We start from the raw sequence: 7,723 nt of genomic DNA on the forward strand, positions 1-7,723 counted from the left end.
CCCAATCCGCTGGAGTATCAAACCATCTGCTCTCTGGTGCGAAAATATAAGGTAACGTATTTGGTGGCCACACCCTCTTTCTTTTACGGCTATCTGCAGAAATCGGAGCCAGGCGATTTTGCCAGCATCCGCTTTGCCATTGCCGGAGCAGACAAACTTCAGGTCAAGGTTTACGATGGCTTCCTGAAGAAGCACGGCATCACCATTTTTGAAGGCTATGGCACAACAGAAACCTCGCCGGTGATCTCTGTGAACAGGCCGGGAGCCCACAAGCCTGGCAGCATCGGCCCTCCCCTGCCAGGGGTGAAGGTGCGCATCCTGGACATCGACACCGGTGAGACCCTCGGCCCCAACCTGGAAGGAAAAATACTGGTTAAAGGCGACCTCGTAATGGAAGGTTATTATAATGATTACGAAGAAACTTCCATGCGCATCCGCAACGGCTGGTACGACACCGGCGACATCGGAATCATCGATAACGACGGATTCCTTTGGCACCGGGGCCGGCTCAAACGCTTTGTGAAAGTGGGCGGGGAGATGGTCTCGCTGGTAAATGTGGAGGATGTGCTGAGCCACCTGCTGCCTGAAGACGTGATCTGTTGCGTGGTGGACATCCCCAATCCCACCAAGGGAGCAGATGTGGTGGCAGCCGTCGCCAACGGCAATTTCGACAAACACAAGGTGCTGAAACAGCTCAAGAAGCAGCTTCCCAGCATCGCGGTGCCGCGCCAATTTTACATTATAGACAACATCCCGATGATGTCCAGCGGAAAGGTTAACTTCCGTGAAGTGGAAAAGATTTGCCGCTCCCGTAGCGCCAAAGGAGAGAAGAAATAGCCAAGACAGACAAACTGGCCGCTTTGGCCAACCGGATTCCCGGCCAAATCGAAGAACTGCGCGCTGTGGCAGAGCAAATCAACCTGCACGGCTGGGCTGAGGCCAACGCGGGCAACGTTTCCGTTAACGTGAGCGCTGAGGCTCAAGAGCTCTTTGGTGCTGATCACAACTGGTTTTTGGTCTCGCGCAGCGGCAGCCGTTACCGCCAGATGGCCCGCGACCCCCTTTCCCAAATGCTGCTGGTGCGTATAGACGGTTCCAGCGAGAAACACTATCCCGAAACTGCCAGGCCAACCTCGGAATGGAGTTGCCACAAGCTGTTGCAGAAGCATTTCCTGGAAACCGGTCGAGCGGACAAAGTTGTGTTGCACGCCCATCCCAACAGCATCATTCTGCTCAGCCAGCTTAATCTGTATGCGGATGAAAGTGCCTTAAATGCCTTGCTGCGTGAAGCTTTGGCAGAACTGGAGCTGTTTCTGCCGGAAGGAATAGCTGCCCCTGCCGCAGCCCCTCCAGGCTCGCAGGAATTGGCGGAATTGAGCCTCAGGGCCATCAAGCAACGCAAAGCCCTGATCTGGCCAGGGCACGGGCTGGTTTGCACAGGAATTTCTGCCAACACCGCTCTGGATCATCTTGAAGTGGTGGAAAAGGCTGCTGCCATAGCGTTATACAAATTTCTCTTGACGAAATCTGCCCCTTGTTAAGAGTTTCGTCTCAACCTTATTAGGAGGATCCTCATGCGTAATATAATACTTACTCTGATGTGCCTTACGCTCTCAGCACTACTGCTTGGGCAGGTCACATACAGCGAAGCGATAGTCGCCTCTGCCAAAAGCGGCAACCCTGAAGGGCAGTTTCAGCTTGGCATGTGTTACCAGGACGGCCTTGGCGTGGAAGTAAACCTCGCCGAAGCGGTCAAATGGTACACTGTTGCTGCCGGCCAAGGCCATCCAGGCGCCCAAAACAACCTTGCCTACTGCTACTACAACGGCTTGGGCACTGAAAAGAACAGGCAACAAGCTGTGGAATGGTTCCGCCGTGCCGCCAACCAAAACGTGAACTCAGCCCAATACAGCTTGGGAGTGTGCTTTTTCATGGGTGAAGGGATAGCCCAAAACCAGCGTGAAGCAGTGAAATGGTATGACCTTGCTGCCAGCGGCGGAAACCTCAACGCCATGTTCAGCCTGGCCCGCTGCTATTATTACGGCACCGGTGTCAACCAGGATAAAGCAGCCGCCGTGCGCATTTTCCGCCAGGCAGCCGACAAAAACCACATCCCCTCCATCAACGACCTCGCCTTTTGCTATAAATATGGAGAAGGGGTGCAAACCAACGCCTCCGAATCCGCTGCCTGGTATGCCAAAGCTGCCGCGGCCGGTGACGCTTTTGCCCAGTTCAACCTTGCCCAGGCATACGCCAAAGGCGAAGGGGTGCCCCAAAACAACGAAGAAGCCCTCAAGTGGTATCGCAGCGCGGCGGATAGGAATTATCCCGAAGCCCATTACCAGATCGCGCTTACCAATCTCAGCGGACCCGGACGCAATGCCGGCGAAGCCATCAAATGGCTCACCAGCGCGGCCGAACTTGGTCACCGGGAAGCGCAGTATCAGCTTGGCCAGATCTATTTCGGCGGGGAAATGATCCCCAAGGACATGACCGAAGGCGCCAAATGGTATCTCCGCGCCGCTGACCAGGGACATCCAAGCGCCCAGTACGAAATCGGCAACTGCTACGCTTTCGGCGAAGGCGTCAAGGAGAATGCCACTGAAGCTTTCTTCTGGTATTCGCTGGCAGCCGCCAACGGCGAAGCCGATGCCGAACAGGCCCGCGGCTTGCTCTCCTCGATGTTTACACCTCAGGATATCGATAATCTTCTCCTGAGGGCGGAATCCTGGTACAGACAACACTATTCTGATTGAGCCCAGAACTTGACGGACGGGATTCCCTGTCCTGCATATTCGATTTTTTAAGCCGGTTTCAAGGCCGGCTTTTTTACTGCCCTGATGCCAAACCATGTTAAGCAGTTGATAATATGTCGTCTAAAAGACAGGGAATATGAGAAAGGAAAATTTAGCTTGACATAAATCATAGTCCTAACAATGTGACCTATACAGACCCTACATAGAATGCCCTCCGAGTCCGTGGGGACGCCGCCCGGCGATCCCCACGGTTTTTTCTGCTTGGAAAACCTTTCATGCTTTGGGTTCTCTTTCAAATCAAACGGCTGTTGTAGCGCAATCAGAAAGCGCCCCTCTGGGCTTTACCCACCCAGTTTGAAAAAGAGCCATACATATTTGCCCACCTCAATGCCCTGTCTGTCAGACCCTGAGCGCTCATTTCCATCCCACTCCCATGCCTCCCGCCTAATCCTCGCACCAAATGCGGGCATCATACGGGAGGCGAATCCGGGATTCTTGAAAGGGCCTTAACGGCCAAAGGACTTTGATCCGTTCAAGATGTTTCCGTTCCCGGCGACCATGAAACCGAAGCCTTTCCTTTGGCCCGGAACGGGAAGCGGTTTTGATGTGTTTCCAACGCCTTTGACCCGGCAAAGGTTTTCATTGACACAAATGCGCCCCTGTCCAGATTGGTGCCGATGATTCAACAAGGGAGTTCACATGAAGAACAATAGCTCAGGCTGGGCGCCAACCATCACTCTGGCAAAGCTTTTTGAAGAACAAAACCAGTTTTTTGAGGCCCTGTCCGCTTATGAAATGATCAGCCAGACCGATTCTTCGGCGGCCGTGAGGGAAAGCATTGAAGCGCTGCATCAGCGTATTCTGAACGATCCCGCAAACCGCTATGACCCCCGCATCGAGAAACTTTTCACTCCGGAGGAACTGGCTTACCTGAGAATCCTGGACCACCAGGGTTTTGAAAACCTGGCCCGGGCCAGGGAAAAGCTGAATGAAGGCTCTTTGGGCGCGGATATCTATATCGAGGAAGACGAAGATTGGCTGGACGGGGATGAAGCCGAGACGGACGCTTTGACGCAAATCCTACAGGAAATTGAACAGCAGACCCAACTGAACCTGGCCGAAACGGTCCCCGATGCCCGGGAATTCACGGTGAAGGACTTGCTGATGGCGCTTTTGAGCAGGTTTGACAAGGACCAGAAGCTCACCGACGTCAAGTTAAGCGACCTCGTGGCAGTAATTCTGGAGATGCAGGAGCCCAAAGACAAACCCTGATGCCGGCCAAAGCGGAGACCAAATACAACAAGCTTTGCCAGCGCTGCCGCAATAAGTGCAAGCAGTCGGAGAGCGTTACGGTGGTTTCATGTCCACATTTTGAGGCAAAGCCGGTACAACTGGAAATCCCGCTAAAGTTTCCGCGGGGCCGTCCCAAAAAGCTCCGCTCCTGAGGTTTTTTCTTGCGCATCATCACCGGCAAGTACAAGGGTCGCTATCTCTTAACTGTGGATGGCAGAACCACCCGGCCCACCACCGCTTACAACCGGGCTATGATCTTCAATGTCTATTCCGATCTGGCGGGAAAAAGGGTGCTGGACCTCTTTGCCGGAACCGGTTTCTATGGCTTGGAAGCTTTGTCACGCGGGGCGGAGTGGGTTGACCTGGTGGAGTTTGCCACCCCTGCTGTGGCTGTGATCCTCAAAAACGTGGCGTTGCTGGGCTGCGGAGATGATTGCCACGTCTGGCGCAAGCGCGCAGATGCTTTTCTGAAAGGCACCGATACCAGATGGGATGTGATCTTTCTGGACCCACCCTATGCCAAAAACCTGCTCAATCCCTGCCTCGACCTGATCTATCAGCGTGGATTATTGCTGCCGGGCGGAGTGGCTATCGCCGAGCACAGCCCTCAGGAACCGGTGGCGGAGGCCTATCAGGAATTGGTGCTGAAGGTGAAAACCGGCCGCTCCAGCTGTTTCACGCTGCTCAGGGCTGAAGAAAAATAGGTCCGCCCCAAGTCCCGTTCGGTTGTTTCCAAGCCGCTCAGGAGCTTAGAACTTGGTATCCAGCCAAATCTGCACCCGGGTTTGAACCCTGGCTTTCTGCTCCTCGCTTAGTTTTTTCTCTATCTTTTCCCGGTAGGACTGCGCGGTGTCGTTGCCGTTTACCTCGGCCAGCGTGAACCAAAAACTGGCTTCCTCGTAATCCCGCTCCACGCCTTCGCCGTTGGCATAGCAGACGCCAAGGTTGCTCTGGGCCATGGCGTAATCCTGCTGCGCGGCCAGCCGGTACCATTTGACCGCTTCATCCACGTCCTTATCAACTCCGGTGCCGTTCTTATAGCAGACCCCAAGGGTGTTTTGGGCTTTGGGATAACCGGCTTCCGCTGACATCATGTACCAGCGTGCTGCTTCCTTGACGTCTTTGGCCACCCCGCGCCCATTCAGATAGGCGACACCCAGTGCATACAAAGCCCGCGGATCCCCTTCCTCAGCGGCCATCAGCCACCAGCGTACGGCTTCGATTTCATCCTGGGGCACCCCGTCGCCCTTATAGTATTGTTCACCCAGGTCGTACATCTCGCTGAGATTGGCATCCCAGTTGGGTTTGACTCGTTCTGGGCGGTCTGGAATCGTTGTTTGTTCCTCAGGAGTTTCCCCATCGGTACTTTCCAAAGGCCACACAAGTAGGGTCTGTTCGTCTTCAGAAATGGCTCCGGGCACCGCCAGAACACCGCTGCCGGGGTCTGGAAGGCTAGGCTGCGCCCCGCTTTCAGCCGCGAGGCGATACCATCTTGCCGCTTCCCGGAAATCCTGGGTGACGCCGAAACCGTTGTCATAACAGATGCCAAGATTGTACATGGCAGTGGAATTGCCCTGCTCGGCAGCCAGATTCCACCAGCGCACCGCCTCTGCGAGGTCCTGAGTGACTCCCTCGCCCAGATAGTAGCAGTAGCCTAGGTTGCACTGGGCGTTGGGATTGCCTTTGCGGGCCGATTCGCGGTACCATTTAAAGGCTTCCAACTTGTTTTGCGGCAGGCCGAAACCGTTGTCGTAACACCAGCCCAGGTTATACTGCGCGAAAGCGTTCCCCCTCCGGGCTGAGATACGCCACCATCTGGCTGCTTCGGTTTCGTCTTTGGCAACACCCTCGCCTCTGTAATAACACCAGCCCAGATTGCACTGGGCGTCGGCATGGCCCTGATCTGCAGCCAGGGCATACCATCTAACCGCTTCGCGCAGGTCACGCAGCACGCCTTCGCCGTGATAGTAGCTCCAACCAAGGGAATATTGGGCTTCCACGTTGCCGTTGAGGGCGTCACGCATCAGTTCGCTGCTATAGGTTGCCTGGGCAAAAAGACCCACAGCAACCGCACAGAGGGCCAGGATCAAGACCGTTTTACGTGAAATCAAGTTTTCAAACATATGAGATAAGATAATCCTAAGCTTTGCTTTTGTGTCAAGCAGAAAGTTGCTTTAGCATTCCCCTTTATTAGATCAGGCTGTATAGAGTTATATGTTTCGAGTTCATTTTGTGGAGAAGAACCTTGTTATAGCGTCCATCCGAAATAAGTTCTTGACAACCAGGGCGCCTTTCCAATATATGAACATATATTCATATATATGAGGTTTAAATGGATGCCAAATGTTTGTGCAAGGGCATTTCCGACGAGAAGATGGCCCGCATCAAATCTGGACTGCCGGATGAACAGACCACCAGCTACCTGAGCGAGTTTTTCGCTGTTTTTGCCGACAATACCCGTCTGCGCATCCTCTATTTCCTTTCCCAGAGTGAGTTCTGCGTGGCGGACCTGGCTTCGCTGGTCGGTATGCAACAATCGGCTGTGTCACACCAGTTGAAGACCCTGCGCCTGCATCGGCTGGTGAAATACCGCCGCGAAGGCACCACCATCTATTATTCGCTGGATGACGAACACGTGCAGCAGGTCTTCGCCATCGCGCTGGAGCACATCAACGAGGGACTGCGTCCATGAACGTGCAGGAATACGACATCCAAAACCTCGATTGTGCCAGCTGCGCGGGCAAGCTCGAAGCAGAGATCAACTCGCTGCCTGAGGTTCAGAGAGCCAACCTGGATTTCGTGAACCGCAGGCTGACGGTGCAATACAACTCCGCCATCGACCAGCCTTTGCAAAAACTGAACGGCATTGCCGCCACTATTGAACCTGGCGTGACCATCACCCTCAGCGGCGCTGAAGCTTCCGTGAAACGAAACACAACCCTTTGGCTGGTTTTAGGTGGTTCCCTAGTGTTGATGACCGGATCACTACTGGCGCCATCCGTCCTGAAACCCTGGCTGGGTCTGGCCGCGTGGCTGCTGGCGGGACACCGGGTGCTGGTCAACGCCGGCAAATCACTGCTTTCCAAGCAGCTTTTCTCCGAACAGCTGCTGATGAGCATAGCTACAATTGGCGCTGTCATTTTGGGTGAATATGTAGAGGCAGCCGCGGTGATGGTTCTCTACGAATTTGGCCAATGGTTGGAATCCCGCGCGTTGGAGCATTCACGTCGCTCGATCCGCGGCATGCTGTCACTCAAACTGGATAAGGCCCACCTCAAAACCACTGCCGGAGTTGTGGAAACCCGCCTGGGAGAAGTGCCGGTGGGCGCAACCATCATCGTCAATCCCGGCGAACGGGTCCCTCTCGACGGCGTGATCCTGAAGGGCGAAAGCACGGTTGACACTTCCACCCTCACCGGCGAGGCAGAGCCGCTTTACGTGAACCCCGGCGCGGAAATCTTCGCCGGATTCCTGAACCACAGCGGCCGACTGGAGATCAAGGTAACCAGCAGCGAGGCGGAAAGCACCGTAACCCGCATCCTGAACCTGATCGAAAACGCCGGCACACGCAAATCGCAGCAGGAAAAATTCATCACCCGCTTCGCCCGGATCTATACCCCGGTCGTGGTCGGCATCGCCATCCTGGTCTTCCTCATCCCCACAATACTTGGACA

8 protein-coding genes are annotated in these 7,723 nt (G+C 54.7%); 7 read left to right on the plus strand and 1 reads right to left on the minus strand.

All coding sequences use genetic code 11. The annotated features are described in order from the left end of the window. The 5 genes from GX466_03485 to rsmD all read left to right on the plus strand — a co-directional run. The coding region (locus GX466_03485; GenBank protein ID NLH93269.1) for an AMP-binding protein at nt 1-837 on the plus strand (837 nt) is incomplete at its 5' end. Nucleotides 838-860: 23 nt separating this feature from the next. Next, nucleotides 861-1,541, plus strand: coding sequence for a sugar-phosphate aldolase (locus GX466_03490; GenBank protein ID NLH93270.1), 681 nt, complete (start codon nt 861-863; stop codon nt 1,539-1,541). Nucleotides 1,542-1,574: 33 nt separating this feature from the next. After that, a complete protein-coding gene (locus GX466_03495; GenBank protein ID NLH93271.1) occupies nt 1,575-2,756 on the plus strand; it encodes a sel1 repeat family protein in 1,182 nt (393 codons plus the stop codon). A 699-nt stretch (nt 2,757-3,455) separates the two neighbouring features. After that, nucleotides 3,456-4,028 carry a hypothetical protein gene (locus GX466_03500; protein ID NLH93272.1) on the plus strand — a complete coding sequence of 191 codons (573 nt, stop codon included), beginning with the start codon at nt 3,456-3,458 and terminating at the stop codon, nt 4,026-4,028. Nucleotides 4,029-4,210: 182 nt separating this feature from the next. Continuing rightward, nucleotides 4,211-4,753, plus strand: coding sequence for a 16S rRNA (guanine(966)-N(2))-methyltransferase RsmD (gene rsmD, locus GX466_03505; protein ID NLH93273.1), 543 nt, complete (start codon nt 4,211-4,213; stop codon nt 4,751-4,753). A gap of 45 nt (nt 4,754-4,798) precedes the next feature. Here the strand turns inward: rsmD and GX466_03510 are convergent, their stop codons facing one another. Next, complete coding sequence (locus GX466_03510; GenBank protein ID NLH93274.1) at nt 4,799-6,172, minus strand: sel1 repeat family protein; 1,374 nt, start codon at nt 6,170-6,172, stop codon at nt 4,799-4,801. Between the two features lie 209 nt (nt 6,173-6,381). Here GX466_03510 and GX466_03515 point away from each other — a divergent pair, with 209 nt between their 5' ends. Beyond that, a complete protein-coding gene (locus tag GX466_03515; GenBank protein NLH93275.1) occupies nt 6,382-6,741 on the plus strand; it encodes a helix-turn-helix transcriptional regulator in 360 nt (119 codons plus the stop codon). After that, nucleotides 6,738-7,723: heavy metal translocating P-type ATPase (locus GX466_03520; GenBank protein ID NLH93276.1), on the plus strand; the 986-nt coding region annotated here is incomplete at its 3' end. The genes GX466_03515 and GX466_03520, both read left to right, overlap by 4 nt.

This window comes from Candidatus Cloacimonadota bacterium (genome assembly GCA_012516855.1).
In the GTDB taxonomy this organism is placed as follows: Bacteria; Cloacimonadota; Cloacimonadia; order Cloacimonadales; family Cloacimonadaceae; genus Syntrophosphaera.

Coding starts and splice junctions, on each gene's coding strand:
- GX466_03515 (NLH93275.1), top strand. CDS start 6,382: ATGGATGCCAAATGTTTGTGCAAGGGCATTTCCGACGAGAAGATGGCC.
- GX466_03500 (NLH93272.1), top strand. CDS start 3,456: ATGAAGAACAATAGCTCAGGCTGGGCGCCAACCATCACTCTGGCAAAG.
- GX466_03495 (NLH93271.1), top strand. CDS start 1,575: ATGCGTAATATAATACTTACTCTGATGTGCCTTACGCTCTCAGCACTA.
- GX466_03510 (NLH93274.1), bottom strand. CDS start 6,172: ATGTTTGAAAACTTGATTTCACGTAAAACGGTCTTGATCCTGGCCCTC.